We start from the raw sequence: 14,424 nt of genomic DNA, 5'->3' as shown, positions 1-14,424 counted from the left end.
TCTATATCAACTTACTATCAATCAATCTGTAAACCTTTTCCTTCAATACATCAGCATCAACGTCAGCTAATGTTGCGGTATTGATCGGTTTGTGGACGTAAATATCGCAAATTCCCGGCTTACTTCCATATTTTGAACCGTCATCCCAGTTTATTTTCCAAACATCAACGATGCTTACCGGCACTAACGGAATATTTTTATCAATAGCCAAACGGAAAGGACCATTTTTAAATTCGGCTAGCTTTGGTGGATAATGGTCGTCAATTTTACCTTCCGGGAAAATGATCAGGCTCATCCCTTTTTCGAGATTTTCGCCAGCTTTTTTAAAAGCTTTAAAAGCAGAAATTTTACTGTCGCGGTTGACAGAAATATCGATGGTTTTAAAGAAAATACTTAATATGGGATTGTTTAGCAGCTCATCTTTGCCCATAAAATGGAATTTACCATGGCCCATGATGCAAAAAATCATGATGTCGAGGTTTGAGGTATGATTTGCACAGTAAATATAGGTTTGTTTATGATCCAGCTTTTCTTCATATTGATAGCGAAAGAAAATACCTGAAAACAGACTACATAAAAAGCTATTGGCTTTTCTGAAAAAGTTCAGAGTGCTGTAATATTTCTCATTACGTGAAGTAACGTAATATAACGGATAAAAGAGCGCGAAAAAAAACAGTATCCAGAACAGAAACCATGTCCGGTGTACTTGCCTTAGAAAGTTGATCATAGATATATCAAAAATATAAAATTGTTTGAAATTTCAAACTACAGTTATCAGTTGGCAGTTTACAATTCGCAGCTGGCTATTGCACCGGTCTTCGTTCATAAACCTTATTGCAGTGGATAGCCCGGAGCGAGGTACGAGTGAGGACTAGCAACGGAAAGAAGGACTACAGCTCCCGTTGAGATGCTATTATAGTTTGCAATTTTCAGTTGGAAGTGCTCAGTTTTATAAACCTTAGCTGCAGTCTGTGCAACCATAGCCACTAAGATGGAAATTACAGTTATCAGTTGACAGTAGCCAGTTTACAGTTATCAGTTGGCAGTTTACAATTCGCAGCTGGCAATTGCACCGGTCTTCGTTCATAAACCTTATTGCAGTGGATAGCCCGGAGCGAGGCACGAGCGAGGACTAGTAACGGAAAGAAGGGCTACAGTTACCGATGAAACACTGGCTTTCATTTTCAAAAAAAGAAAGAACTCTTCACAGCGATCGCGGCGACTTCAACCACAGAATAGTTTGCAATTTTCAGTTAGCAGTTCTCCGTTTCATGAACCTTCCCTGCGGTCGTTGTGGTACCAAACACAGGCATTAATGACGATCAGACAGCAGAATTCTGGCCAATAAGGTGCAGTGAAAAAAAATCTTCGGATGAAAATTAAGCCAACTGGTGGATTGCTTGCATTTTATTTTTAATTTCGTGCCATTATGAAAGAAACAGTGGTGAGCGGTATCCGCTCAACAGGAAAATTACATTTAGGTAATTATTACGGCGCAGTTAAAAACTTTGTTCAAATGCAGAACGATTATAACTGCTACTTTTTTATTGCCGATTTACATTCCTTAACTACACACCCTACTCCGGCCGACTTACACGGAAACATTAAACATGTTCTGGTTGAATACCTGGCCAGTGGAATAGATCCGGAGAACAGCACCATTTATATACAAAGTGATGTACCTGAAGTTGCAGAGCTATATTTGTACCTGAACATGAATGCTTACATGGGCGAGCTGGAGCGAAGCACTTCATTTAAAGATAAGGTACGTGCCAACCCCGACAATGTAAATGCGGGTTTATTGACCTACCCGGTATTAATGGCTGCCGATATTTTAATCCACAAGGCTACCAAAGTACCTGTTGGAAAAGACCAGGAACAACATTTAGAAATGGCGCGTACTTTTGGGAACCGTTTTAACCGGTTGTACCATACGGAATATTTCCCTGAGCCTTATGCTTTTAGCTACACGGATAAATTGGTTAAAGTACCTGGCTTAGATGGAAAAGGTAAAATGGGCAAATCAGAAGGTGAAGCCAATGCTGTTTACCTTTCTGATGATCCTGAAACCATCCGTAAAAAAGTGATGCGTGCAGTGAGTGATGGTGGCCCGACAGCAGAAAACCAGCCAAAACCTGAGCCGATCCAGAATCTTTTTGATTTAATGAAAGTGGTATCAAGTACGGATACACTGGCACATTTTGAAGATTTATATAACAGAATGCAAATCCGTTATGGAGATTTCAAAAAGCAACTGGCAGAAGACATGATTTTGGCTACTGCACCGATGCGTGAGCGTATACAGGATATTGCCAGGGATGATGCTTATTTAAGACAAGTAGCGAAACACGGCGCACTAAAAGCCCGCGACAGTGCACAAAAAACCATCAGAGAAATCCGTAGTTTAATTGGGTTTAAAAGTTTTTAATTAATATTACGGTAAGCGCTTAGCGTTTGGCGAAACAACGCCTAACGCAACGCCTAACGCCTAACGCAAAACGCAAGAACACATGCACATAGCAATTGTAGGAAATATAGGTGCCGGTAAAACTACCTTAACAGGCTTATTGGCCAAGAATTATGGATGGGAAGCTTTGTACGAAGCTGTTGACAATAATCCTTATCTTGAAGATTTTTACAGCGATATGAAACGCTGGAGTTTTAACCTTCAGATTTACTTCCTGAATAGCCGTTTTCAGCAGATTACTGATATTGACGTGAATAAACGTAATGTTATCCAGGATAGAACCATTTATGAGGATGCGCATATCTTTGCAGAAAACCTGCACGATATGGCCCTGATGACCACCCGCGATCATGATAATTACAGAGCTATTTTCGATAATATCACCTCTTTTATCAAACCGCCCGATTTATTGGTTTATCTGCGTGCATCGGTACCAACTTTGGTGAACAATATTCAACGCCGTGGCCGGGAGTATGAGGCTGGGATCCGAATCGATTACCTTTCTAAACTTAACGAAAAATATGAGGCCTGGATTAAAGGATATAAACTGGGCAAGTTATTGATTTTGGATAAAGATAAACTGGATTTCACCAATAATCCTGAAGATTTAGGTACGGTAATTCAATCTATAGAGGCGGAGATTAACGGTTTATTTTGATCTCTTCCGCGAAAGGGGAAGCGAATTCATAATAAATGGTTTAATATTTAATGCGATAAATATGAAAAAAGATTTCGAGCATGAAAATCCTGAAAATTGGAAATGGGGTATATTTTATTTCAATAAAAACGACCATAGGTTAATTGTTCCCAAACGCATCAAAATACTGGGCTGGACGTTTAATTTTGCCCATCCCCTTTCCTACATCATTATCGCATTGATTTTTACTTTTGTTTTTTACCTGTTCTATCAGCACAGCATATGAGCAACGAAAACCTGAAAGCGATAGGAATTATTCCCGCACGTTATGCCTCTACCCGGTTTCCGGGGAAACCTTTGGTTGATATTGCCGGGAAAACGATGATCCAGCGGGTGTACGAACAGGCTTTGAAAGCAAAAAGTTTGTCAAAAGTAGTTGTAGCTACTGATGATGAACGGATTGCCGACGAAGTAAAAAGATTTGGTGGAGAATTTGCCTTTACCGCTTCCCATCACCAAAGCGGAACTGATAGGTGTGCTGAAGTAATCGAACAAATACCTGGTTTTGATGTGGTTATTAATGTTCAGGGCGACGAACCTTTTATCGAACCTGCTCAGATCGATTTGCTGGCCAGCTGCTTTGTAGCAGACCAGGTAGAGTTGGCTACTTTAATTAAACCGATTCAGAGCCAGGAAAGCATTTATAACCCCAACAGTCCAAAAGTGGTAATTGATGTAAATGGGCGTGCCATATATTTTAGCCGTAGCCCGATTCCCTTTATCAGAACCGGCGAACCAGGCGTATGGGCAGAAAAGCACCAGTTTTATAAACACATAGGCATTTATGGTTACCGCACAGAAGCCTTAAAATCCATCACCCGATTACCGCCGTCTTCCTTAGAAATTGCCGAAAGCCTGGAGCAATTACGCTGGATTGAAAATGGTTTTTATATCCAGACAAAAGTAACTGATTTAGAAACCGTTGCCATTGATACACCAGAGGATTTATTGAAGTTGAATAAGCTATTGGTGGCACTGAAGCAAGAGTAAGGTTTATTGGTTCATTGATCATTAGTTTATTGGTCATTGGTCATTGGTTATTGGTCATTAGTTCGTACCAAGTATTAATAACTTGCGATCAATCTTCTCCGACCTCCAGACTACTGACTTTGGACTTCGGACTATTTGACCACTAGTTCCATCTGGATATTACCCCTCTGGTACGGTGTGGGTTTACCTGCTACTTTCTGGAAGCCCAGCTTATGGTAAAGGTTAATGGCCGGTTTTAAAATGGTGTTGCTTTCTAAATAGATTTTAGCGGCACCTAATGATTTTGCTTTATCAATAATGGCATTAGCCAATAAAAAGCCAACATTTTTTCCCTGTGCCTTTGGCGATACCGCCATTTTGGCCAGTTCAAAATCATATTCAACATCATCCATCCTAATTAATGCGCATACACCCAAGGCTTCACCTTCGTAAAGCGCCACCAATATCACACCTCCTTTATCTAAAATATAGCCCTGAGGATTATCCAGCACCTTATAATCAGATTCTTCCATGATAAAATACTTCGAAATCCACTCTACATTTAGTGATCTGAAAACTTCCTGGTATTGGGGTTGGTAATCCACAATTTCAGCCTTTAAACTATCTCGTTCTTTTTTCTTTTCCATTACCCTTCTCAACAAGCTTTTTTGCCCCAATAAAAACTCCCACTCTCCTATTGCTTCCCAAAGTTTGTTTTGGGTCTGTGTTGAAATCTCTTCAATTGCGGCGTTTACATCTATGAGCTGATCTTTTAATTTCCATGAAATTTTTATGCCTTTTTTAGAAAGGCTTATTACATTTCTACGTCCATCTGTTTTATCTTTACTTTCTTTAACATAACCTTTCTTCAACATCTCGCTAACGATTTTACTCACTGAAGGGTGAGAATGCCCAATCGCTTTAGCCAGCTCGGTAATCGTTTTCTCCTGATCCTGTGCCAGCGCATAAAATACCGGAAACCATTTGGGCTGCATATCTATATCATACAATTTATAAATCTGTGCAGCATCTTCAGTCACTTTATCAGTTAACATTCTCAGCCGGCAACCTATGGCTACCTTGCCTGTTTCCTCAAAAAAGTTCATCAAATAGCATTAATTATGTAATCAGTTACACAAATATGCTGTTTAATCCATAACGCTAATCATTTTAAATTTGTAAGACTGATATTCGTATCTTGGTTCATATGAAAAAGAAAACGCTCTTATTAATGTTTATTTTGTGCGTAGGTTGTTGCTTTGCGCAGGATGATCCGGGCTTGTTGATTAAAACCAATGTCCTTAACCTGGTAGCGAAAAGACCTACTATAGCTGTGGAAAAGATTTTTTCAAACCTTTATGGTTTAGAGCTGGCATATAGTTCCGGACAAATTAAAAATTTCGTCAACCTGGACGATTATCAATACGAAGGTTTCTTGCTACGCGCGAAGAAATATATCCACCCGGTTAAAAAAAGAGAAGCCAACGCCTTTTATGGTGCATATTTTGGAAGTATGAACAAAAGAGTAGTTTCACATGGTACGGTAGATCATACCGGCTTTTTTAGCTGGGGTCGGGACAGGGATTTCAAAGCGAACTCTTTACGTTATGGCGGAACATTTGGCGTATCTTTTATTCCCGGAAAACATTTCCTTTTAGAGGGTTTGACGGGTTTAGGCTATGGAGATTATGATCACGTTCAAAATAATCTACAAAATAAGCTGCCTGGTGGTTACTTTGACTTTCAGCTATGGCTATCTATCGGTTATTCTTTCTAAATATGATGATGATAACACGTAGGAATATGAACTAAAACATAAAATTTGTAGTTTTGGATATGAGAAATATAGCGCTCCTTGCTGCCACCTGTTTGATATTGTTAACAGCCTGCAATTCGAAAAGCGAAAAGGAAAACAATACTATTGAATTTAAAAATGTTAACCAGCGCATCGCTAAATCTTTTTCAGATTTAAAACGTCTGGATACTTTTAAGATTGAACTTACTGGCAGAAAACCCGAAGAAATGGTGTTAAATTTTACGATCAGAAATGCCGATGGAAAGGAAATATACCATACAAAGATCAAAGGCGCTGATTTGCTGGGCAACACCGATCCAAATGTTGATCTTTCCAAAGAAAAAGACCAGATTGTTTTTTTAAAAACCATTGCAAATGATTTTTTTAGCGATGATAATTTTTTAGAGCCTGCGGTTATGCCAGAAGATAAGGCCGACCAGTATACACCAGACAAATTGCTTTATGAAGAGTTAAAAAAATCGGGATTAAATGGCTTTAAGTATCGTTTAGGAAAGGAAAACAACATTTACATTGCCTGGAGCGAAAAAGAACAAAAAGTGAAGATTTACTATAATTGCTGCTAATCTCAATAATTAAAAATTATGAGCGATGAAAAGATCAGCTTTAATGGCAAAGCGCTTAAGGGAGATTTTTCTAAACGGCTATTGGATTGCCAATACCAACTATAAAGATCAACTGGAAAACGTCAGCTGGAAACAGGCCATTCATCAAATAGAACACTTAAATACGATTGCTGCATTAACCTATCACATCCATTATTATCTATCGGGTATTTTAAACGTATTTCAAGGAGGTCTGCTGGAAATTAGAGATCAATACAGTTTCGATATGCCCCCGATACATGCTGAAAATGATTGGAAGAAACTGGTAGAAGCATTTTTAGCTCATTCTGCAGCTTTTGCCGATGAAGTGGAAAAAATGCCCGATAAAAGATTAGATGAGGTTTTTGTAGCTGAAAAGTACGGCACTTATCTTCGAAATATAGAAGGTGTTATTGAACACAGTTATTACCATTTGGGTCAGATCGTATTGATCAGAAAATTCACCTAAAAAACAAAACCGAATATAAGTTGATGATGAAAGTCAATTCTTTAAAAAAATATTGCGCGTAGTTTGATTAAACTAATCGAATAGTTGTATTTTCACGCACCAAGCCAAACAACTATTTATTTAGCTTTTCTCTGTACATGCTCCAAAAACTCTTCGCCGTTTTTATCATTTCGGCACTATTTCTTCCTGCCTTTGCTCAAAAGGCCAGTATTAAAGGTATTGTGACAGACACTGTAGAAAAAAGGAATCTTTCAAACAGTTCAATACTGCTCATTAACAGCAAAGATTCCATTTTGGTTGAAAGTATCAGGGCGAAGGCAAATGGCGGGTTTGAGCTGGCAAACTTAAAAAAAGGCGATTATACTTTAGTTATCACTTACCCTAAAATGGCCGATTTTATCAGAGATATCCGGTTGTCAGATTCATCAAAGTTTAATTTGGGGATTATCGCAATGGATAGCAAGGCCACACTTTTGAATGAAGTGACCATCAAGGCACAAAAACAAGCTATTAGCATGAAAGGCGATACGATAACGTACCAGGCCGATAGTTTTGCCGTAAAACCACATGCCAACTTACAGGATCTTTTAAGGCGGTTACCTGGAATTGAAGTAGATAAAAACGGTGCCATCAAAGCCGGCGGTAAGGATGTAAATACCTTGCTGGTAGATGGTGAAGAATTTTTTGGTGACGACCCCCTGCTTGCTTCTAAATACCTTAAGGCCAACGCCGTAAGCGAGGTGGAGGTGTATGACAAAAAGAGTAAAAACGAAGAATTAACAGGCATTAAGGAGGACGATGCGAAGGAAAAGGTGATCAACGTGAAATTGAAGGAGAATGCCAAAAATGGCTATATCAGCACCACAGAGGCCAATAGCGATCTGAATAGATACCGCAATGTGGGTGCCATGGCCGGGATTTATAAGAATAAAATGAAGGTGGCAGCATTTGGCTTTAATAACAACATCAATACCGAATCTAAAACCAGCAATGCCATGAGCCGCCTGAAGGGTGATGAATATGATGTGATCGAGGTGGGCGACGATGGTAGTTCGGTGATGATCAGCTACGGCAACAATGGGGAGGATGATTTCGGGCCTGGCGGCGGTGTTCCGAACATCACCACTTATGGCGCTCATTTTTCCAATAAATGGAAAGACAATAAAGTGGGCACGAAGCTTAACTTCAAAGGGGCAGATAACAGTTCATTTAACGAAAGTACCAGTCGTAATGAGTCTTTGATTCCTAATGGGACAAACTTTTTAAGCTTGGGTTCCGGCCGCCAGGAAAACCGCACCACCGGTCAGAGCATGCGTGGAAGTGTGGAATTGAAACTGGATTCGCTTTCGAACCTGAAGATTTCTTTTTCCGGGCGTCAGCAACGCAATTCGGCCAACAATTTCAGCAACAGCGAAACGAGAAACGGACGGGGTGTTATGGTGAACAGCAACAGCGAGAATGGGGATGCAAACGGCCGGAGCGACGCCTTTAACGGAAATATAGGCTACGTGAAGAAGTTTAAAACCAAAGGGAGGATTTTAACGGTCGACTTACAGCCGGAAAACAACCACAATAGTAACGAACGGAATAGCCTGAACCAGACCAACCTCTTTGATTCAACAGGTGTAATGCTCACTCCCGATCGCCGGAATTACCTTAATGACGACCAGGCGAGTAAAACATCACTGGCTTCACGGATTACTTATACTGAACCCCTGAGCAAAAGACTCTCGCTACAGGCAGGCTATAGTTTTAAAACGATCCGTTCCCGCAGTCAGAAGTATACCTATAACCAGGACGTTGGCCGGCAAAAGGTTGACTCGTTGAGTAACTTTTTCAAATTCAATAACTTCTCCAACGTGGGGAATGCGGTATTACAATATAAAGGCAAAAAGTTTACGTTACGGGGCGGTACACAGGCCATTCAGACCAGCTTTCACCTGGATGATCTCGACCGGAACCGTCAGGTAAAACGTTCGTATGTGAACTGGGCACCGGAAACCAGCGTGAGTTATAAGCTGGGCCGCAGTGGCAGTATTTCGGTGAGTTACAATGGCAGTACCGATCAGCCGGATATTGAGCAACTGCAACCCTTAAGGCAGGTGAACAGTCCGTTGTACCAGGTAATTGGGAATCCTAACCTGAGGCCATCATTCAATAATAACCTTAACCTGAATATTAATACTTATCAACAGAAATCTGAAATTTATGCCTATAGTTACCTGAGCTACAACTTCGTACAAAACGCGGTATCAGCCAGTACAACGGTCGATCAATCCAATAAGACGGTAACCACTTTTGTCAACCTAAATGGCGGCAAAAGCCTCAATGCAGGAGGAAGCATCGGAAAAAGTTTCAGCAAAATCCACCTGAACACGAATATGGGTTTCAATTATAATTTTAACGAAGATGTTTCGATCCTGAACAAAGAATTGAATAAAACCAGTCGTAGCATCATGGCCTTAAGACCGCGGGTGAGTATCTATCATGATCAGTTTAGCCTGGAGTACAACGTTTCACTAAACTTTTCCAAAAGCCGTTCTACCATCGGTACAGTGAATGATGGCAGGAACTTCCGTCATGATCATGAGATTTCCGGGAACATCAATCTCCCCTACCATACCGAATTTAATACTTCGATATCCCTGTCTTACCAGCCGGCCAATGCTTCGTTTGCCCGTCCGGTAAACATCGCTATCTGGAATGCTTATCTGTCTAAAAGGATGTTAAAGGCCGAAGAAATGGAAATCAAAGTCTCCATTTCCGATATCCTTGGCCAAAGGGTTGGTTATAACCGTTATGTAAATGGGAACAGCGTAGGCGAAAGCACTTACAGTTTTATTCCGAGATATGTATTGGTTGGTGTAGTTTATAATTTAAACGGCAATTTTATTAAAAATGAAAAGAAATAACATTTGCTTTTTCAGCATGATCTTCAGCATATGGCTTGGCCTTCAGCCGGCTTCCGCACAAACGGTATTCATCAAAAGCGCGAAGATTACTTTTGAGAAAAAGGTGAACATCAAAGAGCAACTTGCCAATGATGAATGGCTGACTGACGAGGCCAGAGAGAAAATGGGTAAATACCGCACCACCAACTGGGAATACAGTTTTAACGACAGCACCTCGGTTTACCGGGCTAAACCAAAGGAAAGTTTAGGCGACAACGTCTTCTTCTTCAGTTCTGACAATACCGATGAGCTGTTTACAGATTTTGCAAAAGGCAACCGGGTGAAAAGAAAAAGCATTATGGGTGATGATTTTATTTTGAAGGACAGTATCCCCCGTCTGAAATGGAAAATCATGCATGATCTGCGCAAAATTGCCGGTTATGAATGCAGAAAAGCAATCGCTACAATCAACGATAGCGTTACTGTTGTGGCCTTTTATACCGATGAGATTTTGTTGAAAGGTGGTCCTGAGGGTTTCACCGGTTTACCGGGGATGATATTGGGTTTAGCCATACCCCGTTATAATACCACCTGGTTTGCCACTAAATTGGAAGCGCAAAATGTCCCGATCTTAAACATCGCCCCCCCAACCAGGGGAAAGAGAACCGATACAGAAAAGGATTTTAAAAAACTGGTTGATCTTTACACGCGTTATGACGATAAAAAGACCCCCAGAAAGATAGAAGACATTAAAAAGGAACTTTATTCAGTATTTCTTTAAAGCAGCATTTTTCGCTAAAACTGTCAATATCAATCAGATAATATCAACAAAAAATATTCTAACCACAACCTAAAAGCCGCAATTATTTTTCTTACCTTTGTATCCCGTACAAAAACAATTAACCGGGCCTGTGAAGCCTGGTTAATATCACAAATTATCAATCATGACAAAGTATATTTTTGTTACGGGCGGTGTAACTTCCTCTTTGGGTAAGGGCATCATTTCCGCATCTTTAGCTAAACTTTTACAGGCACGTGGCTACCGTGTAACCATTCAAAAATTCGATCCGTACATTAATATCGATCCGGGAACTTTAAATCCATACGAACATGGTGAGTGCTTTGTAACAGAAGATGGAGCTGAAACCGACCTGGACCTTGGTCATTACGAGCGTTTTCTCAACGTTCCAACTTCGCAAGCCAATAACATTACCACCGGCCGCATTTATCAAAATGTAATCAGTAAAGAACGCAAAGGTGAATATCTGGGCAAAACAGTACAGGTTGTTCCCCACATTACCGATGAAATTAAACGCAATATGCGTATTCTGGGCGAAAGTGGCGAATATGATATCGTAATTACTGAATTGGGCGGAACAGTTGGTGATATTGAGTCATTACCATTTATCGAAGCTGTTCGCCAGTTTAAATGGGAAGAAGGCAGCACCAATGCCATTGTAATCCACTTAACCCTGGTGCCTTATTTAGCCGCGGCAGGCGAGTTAAAAACCAAACCAACACAGCACTCTGTTAAAGCCTTATTGGAATATGGCATACAGCCTGATATATTGGTTTGCCGTACCGAACACCATTTAAGTGCTGACCTGAGGAAAAAAATAGCCTTGTTCTGTAACGTCAATATCAATGCGGTTGTCGAATCGATGGATGCATCTACTATTTATGATGTGCCCTTGTTAATGTTAAAAGAACAACTGGACAAAACCGTTTTATCGAAATTAAAACTGCCTACCAAAAACGATCCGGATATGGAAAGCTGGAAAGATTTTCTGGGCCGTTTAAAAAATCCAACTGCTGAAGTAAAGATCGGTTTGATTGGTAAATATGTAGAGCTGCCAGATGCTTACAAATCAATTATCGAATCTTTTGTACACGCAGGTTCGAAAAATGAATGTAAGGTTAAGGTGGAGTATATCCACTCTGAAGGTATTTTTCCGGATAACGTTAAAGAGAAATTGGGTCACTTACAAGGTGTTTTAGTTGCACCTGGTTTCGGTAGCCGTGGTATTGAAGGTAAAATTGATGCCATCAAATATGTCCGCGAAAACAATGTTCCTTTCTTTGGCATCTGTTTGGGTATGCAGTGTGCTGTTATTGAATTCGGACGTAATGTTTTGGGCTTAAAAGACGCACACACGACAGAAATTGAAGAAAACGCTGCAAATCCGGTCATTAATATGATGGAAGAGCAGAAAAAGATTACCAATAAAGGTGGCACCATGCGTTTAGGCTCGTACCCTTGCGATATCAAAAAAGGTACAAAAGCTTTTTCTATTTATGGTAAATCGCATATCAACGAGCGCCACCGTCACCGTTATGAATTCAATAATGCTTATCTAAAGCAGTATGAAGATGCAGGGATGACGGCTTCTGGCATCAATCCACAAACCAATTTGGTGGAAATCGTAGAGCTTAAAAACCATCCGTTTTTTGTTGGCGGACAGTTTCACCCAGAATTAAAATCAACAGTTGCTAATCCTCACCCACTTTTTGTTAAATTTGTCGCCGCTGCAATGGAGTTTGCAAAAAAGAAAACGAATTAAAAGCAGTACATACATAAATAATGGATAGAAATACCTTTACAGGACTGTTCCTGATTATGATCATTTTGGCAGGATCATTCTACTTTTTGAAGCCTAACGAGGCCGAAATCAAAAAAGCCAAAGAAACAGAGCGTTTAGATTCTTTGAAAAAAGCCGGTATTACACCCGCACAAAAAGATACCACCAAAACAGCTGTAGTAAATAACCCTGCTGTAGATTCTGCAGCCCTAAAAGGTCCATTTGGTACCGCCTTAAGTGGTACCGAAGCCAATACCGTTCTTGAAAATGAGAATTTACTCATTACCTTAAGCAATAGAGGTGGTAAAATTACATCGGTTGAGGTTAAAGGGCAGAAAACATTTACCGGTAAACCGGTTATTTTATTTGATGGTAACCAGAATAAATTTGGCCTGAATCTTAATGCTGCGGGCAAAGTAATCAACACCAACGATTTATATTTTACACCAACCAAAACCGGTAATACGGTCACCATGCGTGCCAATTATGGCGCAAATGCTTATGTAGAATATGTTTACGATTTAAAAGCATTAAGTAATAAAGTTGCTTTCAACATTAATTTGGTTGGCTTACAGCAAGTAATTGCCGGCAATAGCATCGGTTTAAACTGGCAAACCACCTTATTGCAACAGGAAAAATCGATCGAAAGCGAACACCGTTACTCTGCACCATATTATAAATATTTAGATGGTGATGTAAACCATCTAAGTGTTTCGAAAGATGAGAAGGAAGAGTTAACAAAAGGTAAAATCCAATGGTTCTCTTTCAAACAGCACTTTTTCTCAGCTTCATTAATTGCCAAACAGGCTTTCGAAAAAGGAAGTCTGGAAGTAAAAATCCCAACTGCTCCGGGCCAGGTGAAGTTTTATGATGCGAATATGCAATTGCCATATGCCCATAGTGCAAACCAGGTTTACGAAATGGAGTTTTATTTTGGCACCAACAAATTCTCTGCCTTAAAAGCACAGGGATATGATTTGGAACAACAGGTTGATATGGGCTACTGGCCTTTAAAGTACATTAACCGCTTTATTGTATTACCCGTATTCAATTTCTTAAACAGCTTTGGCTGGAACTATGGCTTAATCATTCTGGTATTGACCATTTTGTTAAAAGTTGCTTTATCGCCGCTTACTTACAAGTCATATTTATCAATGGCTAAAATGCGGGTGTTGAAACCAGAAATGGACGAAATTAAAGCTAAAGTAGGCGAAGATAACCCAACACTGGTTCAGCAGGAATATTTAAAACTGTACAAAAAGGCAGGTGTAAACCCCTTGGGTGGTTGCTTGCCGATGGTATTACAATTGCCTTTGGTAATGGCATTCTTCTTCTTCTTCCCTAACTTATTTGAGTTACGGGGCGAGAGTTTCCTCTGGATGAAAGATTTATCAACCTATGATGAGTTTATCAAATTTGGCGTAAAAATCCCTTTCATTGGCGATCACTTAAGTTTAATGTGTGTATTGATGACCGTCTCTACCTTAATTATGACTTATTTCAACAATCAGGTTTCTGGCGCTACCGGACAAATGAAATACATTGGTTATATTATGCCAATCATTTTCTTAGGCGTATTAAACAGCTACCCTGCAGGATTAAACTACTATTACTTCTTAGCCAACTTAATGACTTTCGGGCAGCAGTTCCTGATCCGTAAAATGGTTGATGATGAAAAAATTCATGCTTTAATCCAACAAAACAAAGCCAGACCAGCTGATGAAAAAAAGAAAAAATCTAAATTCCAACAGCGTTTAGATGACTATATGCGTCAGCAACAACAACAAGCTAAAAAGTAATTTCGCTTTTTTACGATATGGAATCCCCGGTTACCGAAAGTAAACGGGGATTTTTTTTTTACAAAGGGTTTGCGGGCATGGTGCACGGTATTAGGTACTTACCCACACTGGCGTTAGTTTAGAATGAGTACGTCAGTTGCCTTAATAAATAATCAT

13 protein-coding genes are annotated in these 14,424 nt (G+C 39.9%); 11 read left to right on the top strand and 2 right to left on the bottom strand.

Features of this window, described 5'->3' with window-relative positions:
* Position 1: 1 nt before the first annotated feature.
* On the bottom strand, positions 2-727 hold the full coding sequence (locus QZ738_RS12405; RefSeq protein WP_293787977.1) for a 1-acyl-sn-glycerol-3-phosphate acyltransferase: 726 nt from the start codon (positions 725-727) through the stop codon (positions 2-4).
* A gap of 702 nt (positions 728-1,429) precedes the next feature.
* On the opposite strand from QZ738_RS12405, the gene trpS reads away from it, so the two are divergent.
* The 4 genes from trpS (at position 1,430) to kdsB (ending at position 4,154) form a co-directional block, all read left to right on the top strand.
* Positions 1,430-2,428, top strand: a complete 999-nt coding sequence (gene trpS, locus QZ738_RS12400) for a tryptophan--tRNA ligase (RefSeq protein ID WP_293787975.1) — start codon at positions 1,430-1,432, stop codon at positions 2,426-2,428.
* An 82-nt stretch (positions 2,429-2,510) separates the two neighbouring features.
* Positions 2,511-3,125 (top strand): deoxynucleoside kinase, encoded by a 615-nt coding sequence (locus QZ738_RS12395; protein WP_293787973.1) that lies wholly within the window; start codon positions 2,511-2,513, stop codon positions 3,123-3,125.
* Between the two features lie 61 nt (positions 3,126-3,186).
* Entirely contained in the window at positions 3,187-3,390 is a 204-nt protein-coding gene (locus tag QZ738_RS12390; RefSeq protein WP_293787971.1) for a DUF5808 domain-containing protein, read from the top strand.
* 11 nt (positions 3,391-3,401) lie between these two features.
* Positions 3,402-4,154, top strand: a complete 753-nt coding sequence (kdsB, locus tag QZ738_RS12385) for a 3-deoxy-manno-octulosonate cytidylyltransferase (RefSeq protein ID WP_293788230.1) — start codon at positions 3,402-3,404, stop codon at positions 4,152-4,154.
* 131 nt (positions 4,155-4,285) lie between these two features.
* On the opposite strand, the gene QZ738_RS12380 is transcribed toward kdsB, so the two are convergent.
* Complete coding sequence (locus QZ738_RS12380; RefSeq protein WP_293787969.1) at positions 4,286-5,239, bottom strand: bifunctional helix-turn-helix transcriptional regulator/GNAT family N-acetyltransferase; 954 nt, start codon at positions 5,237-5,239, stop codon at positions 4,286-4,288.
* Between the two features lie 101 nt (positions 5,240-5,340).
* On the opposite strand from QZ738_RS12380, the gene QZ738_RS12375 reads away from it, so the two are divergent.
* The 7 genes from QZ738_RS12375 (at position 5,341) to yidC (ending at position 14,268) form a co-directional block, all read left to right on the top strand.
* Positions 5,341-5,910, top strand: a complete 570-nt coding sequence (locus QZ738_RS12375; RefSeq protein ID WP_293787967.1) for a hypothetical protein — start codon at positions 5,341-5,343, stop codon at positions 5,908-5,910.
* A 59-nt stretch (positions 5,911-5,969) separates the two neighbouring features.
* Entirely contained in the window at positions 5,970-6,512 is a 543-nt protein-coding gene (locus QZ738_RS12370; RefSeq protein ID WP_293787965.1) for a hypothetical protein, read from the top strand.
* 25 nt (positions 6,513-6,537) lie between these two features.
* A complete protein-coding gene (locus QZ738_RS12365; protein ID WP_293787963.1) occupies positions 6,538-6,999 on the top strand; it encodes a DinB family protein in 462 nt (153 codons plus the stop codon).
* 137 nt (positions 7,000-7,136) lie between these two features.
* Positions 7,137-9,911 carry an outer membrane beta-barrel protein gene (locus QZ738_RS12360; RefSeq protein ID WP_293787961.1) on the top strand — a complete coding sequence of 925 codons (2,775 nt, stop codon included), beginning with the start codon at positions 7,137-7,139 and terminating at the stop codon, positions 9,909-9,911.
* The gene (locus QZ738_RS12355; RefSeq protein WP_293787959.1) at positions 9,898-10,671 is read left to right on the top strand and encodes a GLPGLI family protein; all 774 of its coding nucleotides are present in this window, start codon (positions 9,898-9,900) and stop codon (positions 10,669-10,671) included. The genes QZ738_RS12360 and QZ738_RS12355 overlap by 14 nt, the downstream gene beginning before the upstream one ends.
* A gap of 163 nt (positions 10,672-10,834) precedes the next feature.
* Complete coding sequence (locus QZ738_RS12350) at positions 10,835-12,451, top strand: CTP synthase (protein WP_293787957.1); 1,617 nt, start codon at positions 10,835-10,837, stop codon at positions 12,449-12,451.
* A gap of 20 nt (positions 12,452-12,471) precedes the next feature.
* A complete protein-coding gene (gene yidC / locus QZ738_RS12345) occupies positions 12,472-14,268 on the top strand; it encodes a membrane protein insertase YidC (RefSeq protein ID WP_293787955.1) in 1,797 nt (598 codons plus the stop codon).
* Positions 14,269-14,424 lie beyond the last annotated feature (156 nt).

Origin of the sequence: uncultured Pedobacter sp., from assembly GCF_913776295.1 — a bacterium.
Classification (GTDB): Bacteria; Bacteroidota; Bacteroidia; order Sphingobacteriales; family Sphingobacteriaceae; genus Pedobacter.
This window is presented reverse-complemented; position numbering and strand designations above follow the sequence as displayed.

What these genes read in the sequence shown, in the direction of transcription:
- QZ738_RS12405 (WP_293787977.1), bottom strand. Translation starts at nt 727, where the DNA reads ATGATCAACTTTCTAAGGCAAGTACACCGGACATGGTTTCTGTTCTGG.
- trpS (WP_293787975.1), top strand. Translation starts at nt 1,430, where the DNA reads ATGAAAGAAACAGTGGTGAGCGGTATCCGCTCAACAGGAAAATTACAT.
- QZ738_RS12395 (WP_293787973.1), top strand. Translation starts at nt 2,511, where the DNA reads ATGCACATAGCAATTGTAGGAAATATAGGTGCCGGTAAAACTACCTTA.
- QZ738_RS12390 (WP_293787971.1), top strand. Translation starts at nt 3,187, where the DNA reads ATGAAAAAAGATTTCGAGCATGAAAATCCTGAAAATTGGAAATGGGGT.
- QZ738_RS12380 (WP_293787969.1), bottom strand. Translation starts at nt 5,239, where the DNA reads ATGAACTTTTTTGAGGAAACAGGCAAGGTAGCCATAGGTTGCCGGCTG.
- QZ738_RS12375 (WP_293787967.1), top strand. Translation starts at nt 5,341, where the DNA reads ATGAAAAAGAAAACGCTCTTATTAATGTTTATTTTGTGCGTAGGTTGT.
- QZ738_RS12370 (WP_293787965.1), top strand. Translation starts at nt 5,970, where the DNA reads ATGAGAAATATAGCGCTCCTTGCTGCCACCTGTTTGATATTGTTAACA.
- QZ738_RS12365 (WP_293787963.1), top strand. Translation starts at nt 6,538, where the DNA reads ATGAAAAGATCAGCTTTAATGGCAAAGCGCTTAAGGGAGATTTTTCTA.
- QZ738_RS12360 (WP_293787961.1), top strand. Translation starts at nt 7,137, where the DNA reads ATGCTCCAAAAACTCTTCGCCGTTTTTATCATTTCGGCACTATTTCTT.
- QZ738_RS12355 (WP_293787959.1), top strand. Translation starts at nt 9,898, where the DNA reads ATGAAAAGAAATAACATTTGCTTTTTCAGCATGATCTTCAGCATATGG.
- QZ738_RS12350 (WP_293787957.1), top strand. Translation starts at nt 10,835, where the DNA reads ATGACAAAGTATATTTTTGTTACGGGCGGTGTAACTTCCTCTTTGGGT.
- yidC (WP_293787955.1), top strand. Translation starts at nt 12,472, where the DNA reads ATGGATAGAAATACCTTTACAGGACTGTTCCTGATTATGATCATTTTG.